Source organism: Pseudomonas sp. NPDC089554 (assembly GCF_050280645.1).
Classification (GTDB): Bacteria; Pseudomonadota; Gammaproteobacteria; order Pseudomonadales; family Pseudomonadaceae; genus Aquipseudomonas.
In genome coordinates this window covers 26,046-39,817 of the sequence record NZ_JBNNVR010000045.1, presented here as the reverse complement: position 1 = coordinate 39,817, position 13,772 = coordinate 26,046, and the positions used below count along the sequence as shown (strand labels likewise).

The window sequence follows — 13,772 nt, the reverse complement described above, 5'->3', positions numbered from 1 at the left end:
GGCAAGCCCGCTCCTACAGACTAGTGGGAATCTGTAGGAGCGGGCTTGCCCGCGAAGAGGCCAGCAGCGCCCCGGACCCATTCAGAAACCAATGAGCGCTCTAAGCCCACAAGCAAGCCGCTATTGTTCTCGATGCACCCATTTCAAGGATGAACGCCATGCACCATGCACACGCCAACCTGCTGCGCCGCGGCCGGTTTTCCGAGCCAGGGCGGCTCTACCTGATCACGACCATCACCCATCAACGCGAGCCGCTTTTTCAACACCTCATCAACGCCAGACACGTAGTACGACAGATGCGGCAGTCGGATTACGAATTCGCGTCACGCTCCTTGGCTTGGGTCGTCATGCCTGACCATGTGCACTGGCTGATTGAGTTGCAGCAGGTAACACTGGGTACGTTGATGCGCCGCTTCAAATCGCGCGTCGGTATTGCGCTGCGCAAAGCTGGAGTACCGCAGAAGCGCGTCTGGCAGCCAGGCTATCAAGACCGGGCCTTAAGGCGAGAAGAGGATGTGCGGCGTGTTGCTCGGTATATCGTTGCCAACCCTTTGCGGGCGGGGCTTGTAAGTAGCATCCGGGAGTATCCGCATTGGGATGCGGTTTGGCTTTGAATCGCTGGGGAGGCCTTCGCGGGCAAGCCCGCTCCTACAGGTATCGCATTGCGTCCAGCTACGACGCAATGCCTGTAGGAGCGAGCTTGCCCGCGAAGGGGGCCCTGATATGGCTCAGGCCGACGCAGCGGCCTGGGTAGTGCGCTTGAGCTGCGCCGACTGCACGTTCGCCGCAGCACCTTCCTCGATGGCCTGCTGGATCGCCTTGCGGCGACGCTCTTCGGCCTGGCGGGTGAAGTACCATACCAGGAAGGTCACCAGCGACACCGACAGCAGGATCAAGCTGGCCACGGCGTTGATCTCGGGCTTCACACCCAAACGCACGGCCGAGAACACTTCCATCGGCAAGGTGGTCGAGCCTGGGCCGGAAACGAAGCTGGCCAGTACCAGGTCGTCCAGCGACAGGGCGAACGACATCATGCCGCCCGCCGCCAGCGACGGCGCGATCATCGGGATGGTGATCAGGAAGAACACCTTCCACGGCCGGGCGCCCAGGTCCATGGCCGCCTCTTCGATAGACAGGTCCAGTTCACGCAGCCGTGCCGACACCACCACCGCCACATAGGCTGCACAGAAGGTGGTGTGGGCGATCCAGATGGTGATGATGCCGCGCTCCTGGGGCCAGCCGATCATCTGCGCCATGGCTACGAACAGCAGCAACAGCGACAGACCGGTGATCACCTCGGGCATTACCAGGGGCGCTGTGACCAGGCCGCCGAACAGCGTACGGCCCTTGAAGCGGGTCACCCGGGTCAGCACGAAGGCCGCCAGGGTGCCCAGCGCCACCGCCGCCACCGCCGTGTACAAGGCGATTTCCAGCGAGCGCATCACCGACCCCATCAGTTGCGAGTTGTCGAGCAGGCCGACGTACCACTTCACCGACCAACCGCCCCACACCGTCACCAGCTTCGAGGCGTTGAACGAGTAGATCACCAGAATCAGCATCGGCAGGTAAATGAACAGCAAGCCGAGCACCAGCATCAGCTTGGAGAAACTGAAGCGTTTCATGCGCGGCCCTCCATTTCTTTGGCCTGGCTGCGGTTGAACAGCAGGATGGGCACGATCAGGATCGCCAGCATCACCACCGCCAAGGCGGATGCCACCGGCCAGTCACGGTTGTTGAAGAACTCCTGCCACAACACCTTGCCGATCATCAGGGTTTCCGGGCCGCCGAGCAGCTCGGGAATGACGAACTCGCCCACCACCGGGATGAACACCAGCATGCAGCCGGCGATGATGCCGTTCTTCGACAGCGGCACGGTGATTTTCCAGAAGCTGTTGAAGGTGCTCGAGCCCAGGTCGCTCGCGGCTTCCAGCAGGCTCTGGTCGTGCTTCACCAGGTTCGCGTACAGCGGCAGGATCATGAATGGCAGGTACGAATAGACCACGCCGATGTACACCGCCAGGTTGGTGTTGAGGATCTGCAACGGCTGGTCGATCAGCCCCAGCCACAGCAGGAAACTGTTGAGCAGGCCGTTGTTGCTGAGGATGCCCATCCAGGCGTAGACGCGAATCAGGATCGCGGTCCAGGTCGGCATCATGATCAGCAGCAGCAGGACGGTCTGGATGTCCTTGCGGGCGTTGGCGATGGCGTAGGCCATCGGGTAGCCGATCAACAGGCACAGCAGGGTGCTGAAGAACGCGACCTTCAACGAGCCCAGGTAGGCCGAGAGGTACAGTTCGTCCTCGGTCAGCAGGCCGTAGTTGGCCAGGTTCAGCACCAACTCGATCTTGCCCTCGACATAGCTGTAGATGTCGGTGTACGGCGGAATCGCCACGTCGGCTTCGGCGAAGCTGATCTTCAGAACGATGAAGAACGGCAGCATGAAGAACAGGAACAGCCAGATGAACGGCACGCCGATGACCAGGTGCCGCCCCTCGGGGGTGATGCGCTGGAGGGCTCGCTTGAGCTTTCGAGGTTTCATGAGCGCAGTACCACGCCGCTGTCGTCTTCCCACCATACGTACACTTCGTCACCCCAGGTCGGGCGGGTGCCCTGGCGCTCGGTGTTGGCGACGAACGACTGGACCAGCTTGCCGCACGGCAACTCGACGTAGAACACCGAGTGCCCGCCCAGGTAGGCGATGTCGTGGACCTTGCCGCGCGACCAGTTGTGCTCGAACTCAGGCTGCTTGGTGGTGACCAGCAGCTTCTCCGGGCGCAGGGCGTAGGTGATGTGCTTGTCTTCCACCGAGGTGGTCACGCCATGGCCGACGTAGATCTTGCGCTCGAGCTCCGGCGAGGCGATCAGCGCATGGCCTTCGGCGTCGTCGACCACTTCACCTTCGAACAGGTTGACGCTGCCGATGAACTCGCACACCAGGCGGCTGGTGGGGGTCTCGTAGACGTCGATGGGGCTGCCGATCTGGGCGATCCAGCCCAGGTGCATGATGGCGATGCGCTGGGCCATGGTCATGGCCTCTTCCTGGTCGTGGGTCACCATCACGCAGGTCACGCCGACCCGCTCGATGATCTCCACCAGCTCCAGTTGCATCTGCGAGCGCAGTTTCTTGTCCAGTGCGCCCATCGGCTCGTCGAGCAACAGCAACTTGGGGCGCTTGGCCAGGGAGCGGGCCAGGGCCACGCGCTGGCGCTGGCCGCCGGACAGCTGGTGCGGCTTGCGCTTGGCGTACTGGGTCATGTGTACCAGCTTGAGCATCTCGGCCACGCGGGCTTCGATCTCGGCCTTGGGCATCTTGTCCTGCTGCAGGCCGAAGGCGATGTTCTGCGCCACGGTCATGTGCGGGAACAGCGCGTAGGACTGGAACATCATGTTGATCGGCCGCTCGTAGGGCGGCATGTCGGTGATGTCGACACCGTCGAGGAAGATCCGCCCTTCGGTGGGGCGCTCGAAACCCGCCAGCATGCGCAGCAAGGTGGATTTACCCGAGCCGGAACCGCCGAGCAGGGCGAAGATCTCGCCCTTGCGGATTTCCAGGGACACATCGTCCACGGCGACCGTTTCGTCGAACTTCTTCGTGACCCGGTCGATCTTGACCAGCACCTGCTTGGGTTGCTGGTCACCCTCGAGGGCTTTTTTATAGGCACCGGAGGCAACTGCCATGAGTGAAACTCCCAACAAGATTTTTTGTGCCCGCGCGGCGTGTTCTGCCGGTGCCGCGGCGGGCCTGGATAATTACTTGCCCGACTTGACCTTGGTCCAGCTGCGGGTCATCAGACGTTGCACCTTGGGCGGCAACTCTGAGTTGACGAACATCTTGTCCAGCACTTCCTGCGGTGGGTAAACCGCGGCGTCAGTTCTCACAGCCTGGTCCATCAGGTCGCCAGCCTTGGGGTTGGGGTTGGCATAACCGACATAATCACTGACCTGGGCGATAACCTCAGGCTTCAGCAAATAGTTGATGAAGGCATGGGCCTCTTTCACGTTCTTGGCATCTTTGGGAATGGCCAGTACGTCGAACCAGAGGTTGCCGCCTTCCTTGGGAATCGCGTAGGCCAGGTTCACGCCCTTGCCGGCTTCTCCGGCGCGGGCCTTGGCCTGGAACACATCGCCGGAGAAACCTGCCGCGACGCAGATGTCGCCGTTGGCAAGGTCCGTGATGTATTTCGAGGAATGGAAGTAGGTCACGTACGGACGCACCGCCAGGAGTTTCTCCTCGGCCTTCTTGTAGTCCGCATCCTTGGTGCTGTTGGGGTCCAGCCCCATGTAGTTGAGCACCGCCGGGAGCATTTCGTCCGCCGAGTCGAGGAAGGCCACGCCGCAGCTGGCGAGCTTCTTCATGTTCTCGGGTTCGAACAGCACGGCCCAGGAGTCGATGCTGTCGACGCCCAGCACGGCCTTGACCTTGTCGACGTTGTAGCCGATGCCGTTGGTGCCCCACAGGTAGGGCACGGCGTACAGGTTGCCGGGGTCGTTCTTCTCGAGGCGCTTCATCAGCGCCGGGTCGAGGTTGGAATAGTTGGGCAGCAGGGCCTTGTCGAGCTTCTGGAACGCGCCCGCCTTGATCTGCTTGCCGAGGAAATGGTTGGACGGCACTACCACGTCATAGCCGGTGTTGCCGGCCAGCAGCTTGCCTTCCAGGGTTTCGTTGGAGTCGAAGACATCCTGCACCGGCTTGATGCCGGAGTCTTTCTCGAAGTCTGCGAGTGTGGTCGGGCCGATGTAGTCGGACCAGTTGTAGAAATGCACCGTGGGCGCCGCTTGGACGCTGGCTGCCAGCGTCAGACCCGCTCCAGCCATCAAGGCCTTGCGAAATACAGAAATAGACAAGTGGGTGGTCCTCACAATTCGTGCCTCCGGTGGCGGCTGGGTGCAGCCGTACACGCAAAACCGGCGCGCAACTTACCTGCGTCGCTACGATGTCGCAATCAGCAATTGTCGTTCCTGCCTCTGGGCCGGAAGGCCCGGCCCAGAGGGTCTGGCGACGGGCGCTTACTTGCCCGACTTGATCTTGGTCCAGCTGCGGGTGATCACGCGCTGAGCGGCCGCTTCAGGCGCGGCGATCGCGTACAGCTGCTTCTTCACGTCCGCTGGCGGGTAGATGCTTGGGTCGCTGGTGATTTCCTTCTCGACGAACTGGGTGGCCGCCTTGTTGCCGTTCGGGAAGCGCACGGCGTTGGTGATCTCGGCCATGATTTCCGGCTGCATCAGGAAGTCCATGAACTTGTAGGCGGCTTCCTTGTGCTCGGCGTCCTTCGGCATGGCGACCATGTCGTAGAAGGTACCGGCGCCTTCTTTCGGAATCACGTAGTCCAGCTTGACCTTGTCGCCGGCTTCGTGGGCGCGGGCCTTGGACTGCTCCAGGTCACCCGAGTAGCCCACGGCTACGCAGATGTTGCCGTTGGCCAGGTCGCCAATGTACTTGGAGGAGTGGAAGTAAGTGATCGAAGGACGGATCTTCAGGAACAGGTCCTCGGCCGCCTTCAGGTCTTCCTTGGTGGTGCTGTTGCTGGGCTTGCCCAGGTAGTGCAGCGCCGCTGGCAGCATTTCGGTCGGGGCATCGAGGAAGCTCACGCCGCAGCTCTTGAGCTTGGCGATGTTCTCGGGCTTGAACACCACGTCCCACGAGTCGATCTTGTCGATGCCCAGCGCGGCCTTGACCTTCTCCGGGTTGTAGCCGATGCCGATGGAGCCCCACATGTAGGGGAAGGCGTACTTGTTGCCCGGATCGCTCGCGTCACCCACGGCCTTGAGCAGGTCTTCGTCGAGGTTCTTCCAGTTCGGCAGCTTGGAGCGGTCCAGTTCCTGGTACACGCCCGCCTTGATCTGCTTGGCCAGGAAGTTGTTCGACGGCACCACGATGTCGTAGCCCGACTTACCGGCCAACAGCTTGGCTTCCAGGGTTTCGTTGCTGTCGAAGACGTCGTACTTGACCTTGATGCCGGTCTGCTTTTCGAACTTGGCCACGGTTTCCGGGGCGATGTAGTCCGACCAGTTGTAGACGTTCAGCACCTTGTCTTCAGCCTGAACAGCAGTGGCCATGGCACCCATGAGGGCGGCGGCCAGCAACGTCTTGCCCATTTTATTCATGCGTTAATGCTCCAGAATTTTTTTAGTAGCCATCTGTTCAGCAGCCAGGTCCCGCTGGGCGACTGAAACAGTCGCTAGTCTGGCAAGTTACACGGCGCTGTTTCAAGGAAACCGCTCCCTTGTAACGACTTAATGTCACTTCGCTAGCCTAGCAAAGGCTCATCGAATCGCTTCCAGCGTCAGGTCCAGGCACTTGCGGGCTTTTTCCACCAGCTCATCCACCTCTGCCGGGCTTATCACCAGCGGCGGCGCGATGATCATGGTGTCGCCCACCGCGCGCATGATCAGGCCGTTGTCGAAGCAGAAGTTGCGACACACCATGCCCACACCTTTGCCCTCGTAACGGCTGCGGGTCGCCTTGTCCTTGACCAGCTCGATCGCGCCGAGCATGCCCAGGCCGCGCACCTCCCCCACCAGCGGGTGGTCCTCAAGCTCGCGCAGTCGTTTTTGCAAGTACGGTGCCACCTCGAGGCGGGCGCGCTCGACAATTTTTTCGTCCCGCAGGATGCGCAGATTTTCCAGCCCCACCGCAGCGGCCACCGGGTGGCCGGAGTAGGTGAAGCCGTGGTTGAAGTCGCCGCCTTCGCCGAGCACCTTGGCCACCTTGTCCCGCACAATCACGCCGCCCATGGGGATGTAGCCGGAGGTCAGGCCCTTGGCGATGGTCATCAGGTCTGGCGTCAGCTCGTAGTAGTCGCAGCCGAACCACTGGCCGGTGCGCCCGAAGCCGCAGATCACCTCGTCGGCGACGAACAGGATGTCGTACCTGGCAAGGATCTCCTTGATCTTTGGCCAGTAGGTCTCAGGCGGGATAATGACCCCGCCCGCGCCCTGGATCGGCTCGGCGATGAAGGCCGCGACGTTATCCTCGCCTACCTCCAGAATCTTCTTCTCCAACTGCTCGGCCGCCCACACGCCGAAGGCATCCGGCGTCATGTCGCCGCCTTCGCCATACCAGTACGGCTGCGGGATGTGCACGATGCCCGGAATCGGCAGGCCGCCCTGCTCGTGCATGCCGCTCATGCCGCCCAGGCTGGCGCCTGCCACAGTGGAGCCGTGGTAGCCGTTGACCCGGCCAATGATCGTCTGCTTGTGCGGCTTGCCCTTGAGCGCCCAGTAGTGGCGAACCATGCGCAGCACGGTGTCGTTGCCTTCGGAGCCGGAGCCGGTGAAGAACACATGGCTCATGCCCTCGGGCGCAAGATCAGTGATCGCCTTGGCCAGCTCCAACGCTGGCGGGTGGGCGGTCTGGAAGAACAGGTTGTAGTAAGGTAGTTGGCGCATCTGCTTTTCAGCGGCCTGCACCAGTTCCTCGCGCCCATAACCCACTGCCACGCACCACAGGCCGGCCATGCCATCGAGGATCTTGTGACCCTCGCTGTCCCACAAATGCACGCCCTTGGCCTGGGTGATGATGCGCGGCCCCCTGGCCTTCAACTGCTTGTAGTCGCTGAAGGGTGCCAGGTGGTGCTCGCCGCTCAGGTGCTGCCATTCGCGGGTTTGTGGGTTGTTGACGCTCATCTGATCTGCGACTCCAGGGTCGATTACACGGCAAACAGCAGGAACTCACGCTCCCAGGAACTGATGACGCGCTTGAAGTTTTCATGTTCGGCACGCTTGGTGGCGACGTAGCCGGAGATGAATTTCTTGCCCAGGTACTGCTCCAGCGCCCGGCTGTTCTCCATGCGCTCCAGCGCGTCCTCGATGGTCAGCGGCAGGCGCAGGTTGCGCCGCTCATAGCCACGGCCCTGGACCGGGGCGCTGGCCTCGATGCCTTCGACCATGCCGATGTAGCCGCACAGCAGGCTGGCGGCGATGGCCAGGTAGGGGTTGGCATCGGCGCCCGGCAGGCGGTTCTCGACCCGGCGGTTCTGTGGGGTGGCATCCGGCACGCGCAGGCCAACTGTGCGGTTCTCCTCGCCCCATTCGACGTTCACCGGCGCCGAGGTGTCGGGCAGGAAGCGGCGGAACGAGTTGACGTTCGGCGCGAACAGCGGCAGCGCCTCGGGGATGAACTTCTGCAGGCCGCCGATGTGGTTGAGGAACAGCTCGCTCATGCTGCCGTCCGCGTTGGCGAAGATGTTCTTGCCGGTGGCCACGTCGATCACGCTCTGGTGCAGGTGCATGGCGCTGCCTGGCTCGCCGGTCATCGGCTTGGCCATGAAGGTGGCGGCCACGTTGTGCTTGAGCGCAGCCTCACGCATGGTGCGCTTGAACACCAGGATCTGGTCGGCCAGGTGCAGGGCATCGCCATGACGGAAGTTGATCTCCATCTGCGCCGTGCCGTCTTCGTGGATCAGCGTGTCGAGGTCCAGCTGCTGCAGTTCGCACCAGTCGTAGACGTCTTCGAACAGTGGGTCGAATTCGTTGGCCGCCTCGATGGAGAACGACTGCCGCCCGGTTTCCGGGCGGCCGGAGCGGCCCACCGGCGGTTGCAGCGGGAAGTCCGGGTCTTCGCTGCGCTTGGTCAGGTAGAACTCCATCTCTGGTGCGACGATCGGCTGCCAGCCTTTGTCGGCGTAGAGCTTGAGCACTTTCTTGAGCACGTTGCGCGGCGACAGCTCGACCGGGTTGCCCTTCTTGTCGTAGGTGTCGTGGATCACCTGGGCGGTCGGCTCGATGGCCCAGGGCACGAGGAACACGGCGTCCTGGTCGGGGCGGCAGATCATGTCGATATCGGCAGGGTCCAGCAGCTCGTAATAGATGTCGTCGTCGACATAGTCGCCGGTCACGGTCTGCAACAGCACGCTTTCGGGCAGGCGCATGCCCTTTTCGGCGATGAATTTGTTGGTGGGCGAGATCTTGCCGCGGGTGATGCCGGTCAGGTCGCTGATCAGGCATTCCACTTCGGTGATCTTGTGCTCTTTCAACCAATCGGTGAGCTGGTCGAGGTTGTTACTCATAAATACCTCAGGAGGTAAGGTGACCCGGTGCCTGGCACTCGGGCGCTACTGTCGCCTGGCGTCGCTCAAGGACGGCGCACGCGGCACCACGGTGCCTGCGACGGCCCGTGCCTTGATTCTGTATGGAGTATGTTGCTAAAGCAAAAACCCTCGTGCAGCACTGCCGCGGCGCCACGCGAAAAAGCGGCGTCCACGACGAAAGCAAAGGGCAGGAAGGAAGAAAAGCGTGCAGTAAACTGCTACGGGGCATGGGCTGGATGCGGCGCGCGTCAATTATTGCGGCCAGTTCACCCAGGCGATGGGCCAGGTGCGCAAAGGCCGTGCGACGAGCGGTGAAAATACCTGACTGCGCGGCGCAGGCAGCGCTTTCAGGTCGCGGCAAGCGGACCATGTGACCCTCGTATTATTACTGTTATGGGTTGCGACCGAGCTTAGCGCCGTTCATTTTTTTACACAACACCTCCGTAAAAAATAAAAGACGCTTTGTCTGAGATAGCCCTTCAGCGTGAAAATAGCGGATAATGGCGCGCCCTGATATGCAGCAAATCCGCCGCATATGTGCCATTTCAGGGCATCATGGGGTTGGCTTGACATCACTATGTCTTTTCGATTGACTGGGCTTGCAAGCCCCCCTTGATTGATATTTTTAACAACAAAGGTGTTGCATCATGTCGGTACCCCCGCGTGCCGTTCAGCTTAACGAAGCGAACGCGTTCCTTAAGGAACATCCTGAGGTTCTCTACGTTGACCTTCTGATTGCAGATATGAATGGTGTGGTGCGTGGCAAGCGCATCGAGCGCACCAGCCTCCACAAGGTTTACGAGAAAGGCATCAACCTGCCTGCCTCCCTCTTCGCCCTGGATATCAACGGCTCCACCGTCGAAAGCACCGGCCTTGGCCTGGACATCGGCGACGCCGACCGCATCTGCTACCCCATCCCTGGCACCCTTTCCAACGAACCCTGGCAGAAGCGCCCTACCGCGCAGCTGCTGATGACCATGCACGAACTGGAAGGCGAGCCGTTCTTCGCCGACCCGCGCGAAGTGCTGCGCCAAGTGGTGAGCAAGTTCACCGACATGGGCCTGACCATCTGCGCCGCGTTCGAGCTGGAGTTCTACCTGATCGACCAGGAGAACGTGAACGGCCGCCCGCAGCCGCCTCGTTCGCCGATTTCCGGCAAACGCCCGCAGTCGACCCAGGTGTACCTGATCGACGACCTCGACGAATACGCCGACTGCCTGCAGGACATTCTCGAAGGCGCCAAGGAGCAGGGCATTCCTGCCGACGCCATCGTCAAGGAAAGCGCCCCGGCGCAGTTCGAAGTGAACCTGCACCACGTGGCCGACCCGCTGAAGGCCTGCGACTACGCGGTACTGCTCAAGCGCCTGATCAAGAACATCGCCTACGACCATGAAATGGACACCACCTTCATGGCCAAGCCCTACCCGGGCCAGGCGGGCAACGGCCTGCACGTACATATTTCGGTGCTGGACAAAGATGGCAACAACATCTTCACCAGTGAGGATCCCGAGCAGAACGCCGCGCTTCGTCACGCAGTCGGCGGTGTGCTCGAGACCCTGCCAGCATCCATGGCGTTCCTCTGCCCGAACGTGAACTCGTACCGCCGCTTCGGCGCCCAGTTCTACGTGCCGAACGCGCCGAGCTGGGGCCTGGACAACCGCACCGTGGCCCTGCGCGTGCCGACCGGCGCCCCGGATGCCGTGCGCATCGAGCACCGCGTCGCCGGCGCCGACGCCAACCCGTACCTGATGATGGCCGCCGTGCTGGCCGGCGTGCACCATGGCCTGACCAACAAGGTCGACCCTGGCACGCCGATCGAGGGCAACTCGTACGAGCAGCTGGAGCAGAGCCTGCCGAACAACCTGCGCGATGCCCTGCGCGAGCTGGACGACAGCGAGATCCTCAACAAGTACATCGACCCCAAGTACATCGACATCTTCGTCGCGTGCAAGGAAAGCGAGCTGGAGGAGTTCGAACACTCCATCTCCGACCTCGAGTACAACTGGTACCTGCACACCGTGTAAACGAAAACGCCGCCCACTGGGGCGGCGTTTTTCATTAGGTACCGTGTTGGCCCTACAACGACTTCTCGAAGATCTTCGAATTGCGCTGGTAGTTGTACAACGAGGCCCGCGCCGCCGGCAGCCGCTCCACGCCACTGGGTTCGAAGCCCCGCTCGCGGAACCAGTGCGCGGTGCGCGTGGTAAGCACGAACAAGGTCTTGAAGCCCAATATGCGCGCCCGCGCCTCGATGCGCTCGAGCAACTCGTCGCCACGCCCGCCATGCCGGTATTCCGGGTTCACCGCCAGACACGCCAGTTCACCCGCCTCGGAATCGGCAATCGGGTAAAGCGCGGCGCAAGCGATGATCATGCCCTCGCGCTCCACCACGCTGAACTGCTCGATCTCACGCTCCAGCACCTCACGCGAACGACGTACCAGGATGCCCTGCTCTTCCAGCGGGCTGATCAGCTCCAGCAGGCCGCCGACATCCTCGATGGTCGCCTCGCGCACCACCTCGAACTGCTCCTGGGACACCAGCGTGCCGCCACCGCCACGGGTGAACAGCTCGGTCAGCAGCGCGCCATCTTCGGCATAGCTGACGATATGGCTACGCGCCACGCCGCCCTTGCACGCCTCGGCCGCAGCATCGAGCAGCTCGCCCTGATAGTCGCTGCCCAGGCGCTGCAAATGCGCCGGCACCTGCTGTGGGCGCAGCTCGCGCACCAGCTTGCCTTGCGCATCCAGCAGCCCCGGCTCGGCGCCGAACAGCAGCAGCTTGTCGGCCGCCAGGTCGATGGCCGCGCGGGTGGCCACGTCTTCGCAGGCCAGGTTGAAGATTTCACCGGTGGGCGAATAACCCAGGGGCGAGAGCAGCACGATGGAACGCTCGTCGAGCAGGCGGTTGATGCCCTTGCGGTCGACCCGGCGCACCTCGCCGGTGTGGTGGTAGTCCACCCCTTCCAGCACACCAATCGGCCGTGCGGTGACCAGGTTGCCCGAGGCCACCCGCAGGCGCGAGCCCTGCATCGGCGAAGCGGCCATGTCCATCGACAGGCGCGCCTCGATGGCCAGGCGCAAGGCGCCCACTGCATCGATCACGCAGTCGAGGGTGGCGGCGTCGGTGATGCGCATGCCGTGGTGGTAGTGCGGGGTCAGGCCACGAGCGGCCAGGCGGCTTTCGATCTGCGGGCGCGAACCATGCACAAGCACCAGGCGCACGCCGAGGCTGTGCAGCAACACCAGGTCGTGGACGATGTTGCCGAAGTTGGGGTGCTCCACCCCGTCGCCCGGCAGCATGACCACGAAAGTGCAGTCGCGGTGGGCGTTGATGTAGGGAGAAGCATGACGCAGCCAGTTGACGTAATCGGGCATGACAGGGCCTGTGGATAAGTGATCGAGAACGGTGAAGGCGCACAACGTTCGAAAGTCATCGTCGGAACAGGCTTGCGGTCACGCGCGCTCTCCTCTTAGGCAGGAACGAATCAGGTCAGTGGACGTTTAAACCAGGCAATAGTGCCGGATCATGTCACGCAATAGACGCACGGTAGGCTCGATTCGTGACATTTCAAGGTATTCGCCCGGCTGGTGGGCGCAGCTGATGTCGCCAGGGCCGAGCACGATGGTCTGGCAGCCGAGCTGCTGAAGATACGGCGCCTCGGTGCCGAAGGCCACAGCTTCCGCGCGATGGCCGGTGAGGCGCTCGGCCAATTGCACCAGCTCGGCGTCGGCGCTTTGCTCGAAAGGCGGCACCTCGGGGAACAGCGGGGCGTAGTCGATACGCACATCGTGACGCTCGGCCAGGGGCACCAGCTTCTCGCGGATCGCCGCACGCAGCTGCTCCGGGTCCATGCCCGGCAGAGGACGCAGGTCGAACTCCATGGCGCACTGGCCGCAGATGCGGTTGGGGTTGTCGCCACCGTGGATGCAGCCAAAGTTCATGGTTGGCGTGGGCACCGTGAACTGCGGGTTGGAGTAGGTTTTCTGCCATTGCTGACGCAGGCCCATCAGCTCGCCCATCACGGCATGCATGGCTTCCATGGCGCTGCGGCCCAGGCTTGGGTCCGACGAATGGCCACTGCGCCCGAGGATCTCGATGCGCTCCATGAGAATGCCCTTGTGCATGCGGATCGGCTTCAGCCCGGTGGGCTCACCGATCACCGCCGCCCGTCCCAGCGGCGCGCCGGCCTCGGCCAGTGCACGGGCGCCAGACATCGAGCTTTCCTCGTCGCAGGTGGCAAGGATCAGCAGCGGTTGCTTGAAGTCATGCTCCAGCAGCGGCAGCACCGCTTCGATCACCAACGCGAAGAAGCCCTTCATGTCGCAACTGCCCAGGCCCACCCAGCGGCCATCGACCTCGGTGAGTTTCAGCGGGTCGCTTTTCCACAGCTGCGGGTCGTAGGGCACGGTGTCGCTGTGCCCGGCCAACACCAGCCCGCCCGGGCCGGTGCCACGGCTGGCGAGCAGGTTGAACTTGCCCGGCGTGACCTGCTGGATTTCGCAGTGAAAGCCCAGGTCTCCCAGCCAACCGGCCAGCAGGTCGATGACCGGGCGGTTGGACTGGTCGAGCGCAGCCTGGGTACAGCTGACCGACGGGGAAGCGATCAGGGCGGCGAACTGGTCTTTCAGCGACGGCAACGGCATGCGCAAATTCCTTCGAGGGCGTCGGACCATCATAACCACGCAGCAACATCCTGCGGCAACCATTCACAGGTTTAGCCTACGAAGAACCCGGCACAAGCC

The 13,772-nt window shown here is 62.5% G+C and carries 11 protein-coding genes; 2 read left to right on the top strand and 9 right to left on the bottom strand.

Annotated elements, in window-relative coordinates; all coding sequences use genetic code 11:
- Nucleotides 1-158 precede the first annotated feature (158 nt).
- Nucleotides 159-614 carry an REP-associated tyrosine transposase gene (locus tag ACQKPE_RS14940; RefSeq protein ID WP_427666983.1) on the top strand — a complete coding sequence of 152 codons (456 nt, stop codon included), beginning with the start codon at nucleotides 159-161 and terminating at the stop codon, nucleotides 612-614.
- A gap of 114 nt (nucleotides 615-728) precedes the next feature.
- On the opposite strand, the gene ACQKPE_RS14935 is transcribed toward ACQKPE_RS14940, so the two are convergent.
- The 7 genes from ACQKPE_RS14935 to ACQKPE_RS14905 form a co-directional block, all read right to left on the bottom strand.
- Complete coding sequence (locus ACQKPE_RS14935; protein ID WP_427666981.1) at nucleotides 729-1,622, bottom strand: ABC transporter permease subunit; 894 nt, start codon at nucleotides 1,620-1,622, stop codon at nucleotides 729-731.
- Nucleotides 1,619-2,539, bottom strand: coding sequence for an ABC transporter permease subunit (locus ACQKPE_RS14930; protein ID WP_427666979.1), 921 nt, complete (start codon nucleotides 2,537-2,539; stop codon nucleotides 1,619-1,621). The genes ACQKPE_RS14935 and ACQKPE_RS14930 overlap by 4 nt, the downstream gene beginning before the upstream one ends.
- Nucleotides 2,536-3,678, bottom strand: coding sequence for an ABC transporter ATP-binding protein (locus ACQKPE_RS14925; RefSeq protein ID WP_427666977.1), 1,143 nt, complete (start codon nucleotides 3,676-3,678; stop codon nucleotides 2,536-2,538). The genes ACQKPE_RS14930 and ACQKPE_RS14925 overlap by 4 nt, the downstream gene beginning before the upstream one ends.
- Nucleotides 3,679-3,750: 72 nt before the next feature.
- Nucleotides 3,751-4,845: a polyamine ABC transporter substrate-binding protein gene (locus ACQKPE_RS14920; protein WP_427666975.1), complete on the bottom strand. Its 1,095-nt coding sequence runs from the start codon at nucleotides 4,843-4,845 to the stop codon at nucleotides 3,751-3,753.
- A gap of 162 nt (nucleotides 4,846-5,007) precedes the next feature.
- Nucleotides 5,008-6,105, bottom strand: a complete 1,098-nt coding sequence (locus ACQKPE_RS14915; RefSeq protein ID WP_427666973.1) for a polyamine ABC transporter substrate-binding protein — start codon at nucleotides 6,103-6,105, stop codon at nucleotides 5,008-5,010.
- Between the two features lie 159 nt (nucleotides 6,106-6,264).
- The gene (locus ACQKPE_RS14910; RefSeq protein ID WP_427666971.1) at nucleotides 6,265-7,626 is read right to left on the bottom strand and encodes an aspartate aminotransferase family protein; all 1,362 of its coding nucleotides are present in this window, start codon (nucleotides 7,624-7,626) and stop codon (nucleotides 6,265-6,267) included.
- A 23-nt stretch (nucleotides 7,627-7,649) separates the two neighbouring features.
- Complete coding sequence (locus ACQKPE_RS14905; RefSeq protein WP_427666969.1) at nucleotides 7,650-9,008, bottom strand: glutamine synthetase family protein; 1,359 nt, start codon at nucleotides 9,006-9,008, stop codon at nucleotides 7,650-7,652.
- A gap of 668 nt (nucleotides 9,009-9,676) precedes the next feature.
- On the opposite strand from ACQKPE_RS14905, the gene ACQKPE_RS14900 reads away from it, so the two are divergent.
- Nucleotides 9,677-11,053 (top strand): glutamine synthetase family protein, encoded by a 1,377-nt coding sequence (locus ACQKPE_RS14900; RefSeq protein WP_375100029.1) that lies wholly within the window; start codon nucleotides 9,677-9,679, stop codon nucleotides 11,051-11,053.
- A 52-nt stretch (nucleotides 11,054-11,105) separates the two neighbouring features.
- Here the strand turns inward: ACQKPE_RS14900 and argA are convergent, their stop codons facing one another.
- Both argA and argE read right to left on the bottom strand, forming a co-directional pair.
- The gene (gene argA, locus ACQKPE_RS14895; protein WP_427666967.1) at nucleotides 11,106-12,404 is read right to left on the bottom strand and encodes an amino-acid N-acetyltransferase; all 1,299 of its coding nucleotides are present in this window, start codon (nucleotides 12,402-12,404) and stop codon (nucleotides 11,106-11,108) included.
- Nucleotides 12,405-12,530: 126 nt separating this feature from the next.
- Nucleotides 12,531-13,673 carry an acetylornithine deacetylase gene (argE, locus tag ACQKPE_RS14890; RefSeq protein ID WP_427666965.1) on the bottom strand — a complete coding sequence of 381 codons (1,143 nt, stop codon included), beginning with the start codon at nucleotides 13,671-13,673 and terminating at the stop codon, nucleotides 12,531-12,533.
- Between the last annotated feature and the right edge of the window lie 99 nt (nucleotides 13,674-13,772).

What these genes read in the sequence shown, in the direction of transcription:
- ACQKPE_RS14940 (WP_427666983.1), top strand. Translation starts at nt 159, where the DNA reads ATGCACCATGCACACGCCAACCTGCTGCGCCGCGGCCGGTTTTCCGAG.
- ACQKPE_RS14910 (WP_427666971.1), bottom strand. Translation starts at nt 7,626, where the DNA reads ATGAGCGTCAACAACCCACAAACCCGCGAATGGCAGCACCTGAGCGGC.
- argE (WP_427666965.1), bottom strand. Translation starts at nt 13,673, where the DNA reads ATGCCGTTGCCGTCGCTGAAAGACCAGTTCGCCGCCCTGATCGCTTCC.
- ACQKPE_RS14905 (WP_427666969.1), bottom strand. Translation starts at nt 9,008, where the DNA reads ATGAGTAACAACCTCGACCAGCTCACCGATTGGTTGAAAGAGCACAAG.
- ACQKPE_RS14915 (WP_427666973.1), bottom strand. Translation starts at nt 6,105, where the DNA reads ATGAATAAAATGGGCAAGACGTTGCTGGCCGCCGCCCTCATGGGTGCC.
- ACQKPE_RS14935 (WP_427666981.1), bottom strand. Translation starts at nt 1,622, where the DNA reads ATGAAACGCTTCAGTTTCTCCAAGCTGATGCTGGTGCTCGGCTTGCTG.
- ACQKPE_RS14930 (WP_427666979.1), bottom strand. Translation starts at nt 2,539, where the DNA reads ATGAAACCTCGAAAGCTCAAGCGAGCCCTCCAGCGCATCACCCCCGAG.
- ACQKPE_RS14900 (WP_375100029.1), top strand. Translation starts at nt 9,677, where the DNA reads ATGTCGGTACCCCCGCGTGCCGTTCAGCTTAACGAAGCGAACGCGTTC.
- ACQKPE_RS14925 (WP_427666977.1), bottom strand. Translation starts at nt 3,678, where the DNA reads ATGGCAGTTGCCTCCGGTGCCTATAAAAAAGCCCTCGAGGGTGACCAG.
- argA (WP_427666967.1), bottom strand. Translation starts at nt 12,404, where the DNA reads ATGCCCGATTACGTCAACTGGCTGCGTCATGCTTCTCCCTACATCAAC.